General features: G+C 61.2%; 1 protein-coding gene and 1 pseudogene. One reads left to right on the top strand and one right to left on the bottom strand.

Annotation, left to right across the window (positions count from 1 at the left end; all coding sequences use genetic code 11):
• Positions 1-123: pseudogene (locus VSR82_RS40000) on the top strand (acyl-CoA dehydrogenase); the annotation flags it as partial.
• Positions 124-193: 70 nt separating this feature from the next.
• Here VSR82_RS40000 and VSR82_RS39995 read toward each other — a convergent pair.
• Positions 194-534: aminotransferase class I/II-fold pyridoxal phosphate-dependent enzyme (locus VSR82_RS39995; protein WP_498858927.1), on the bottom strand; the 341-nt coding region annotated here is incomplete at its 5' end.

The following is a 534-nucleotide window of genomic DNA, read 5'->3' as shown; positions in this document are numbered from 1 at the left end:
GGCTATCTGCGCGAGCAGTCGGCCGTTGCGCGTCGCGTGCGCGAGGCGTCGTTCGTGCCGATCGTCACGCCGAGCATCGTGCAACTCAAGCACCAGCTTGCGCTGCATGCCAGGACCGAATGATGGCTGAGTTCGTCGCACCTCACGTCGAACTCCACGACATCACGCTCAGCACGCACGATCACACAGCCGGTCAGCTTTTGAGGATGTCCGCGAGTACCCGGACAGCCTCGTCGATCGAGTTATCCCAAGGGTGGCCGAAGTTCAGGCGGATACAGTTTTCGAACGAGTGGGTCGCGGAGAAGATCGGCCCGGGCGCGATACTGATGCCGTGGGCGATGGCGCGTCGATGAAGCGCCATCGCATCGACCGCGTTGGGCAACTGAAGCCAGAGAAAGTAGCCCCCATTGGGAAGGGTCCATCGCACGTCGCGCGGCAACGAACGCCGAAGCGCGGCATCCATTGACGCTAGCTGTGACTTGAACGCATTGCGCAGCTTGCGCAAATGCTTGTCATAGCCGCCATATTGCAGAT

It is taken from the genome of Burkholderia sp. JPY481 (assembly GCF_038900515.1).
In the GTDB taxonomy this organism is placed as follows: Bacteria; Pseudomonadota; Gammaproteobacteria; order Burkholderiales; family Burkholderiaceae; genus Paraburkholderia; species Paraburkholderia youngii.
The sequence above is the reverse complement of the archived record's forward strand: the minus strand, read 5'-3'. Positions and strand labels throughout refer to the sequence as shown.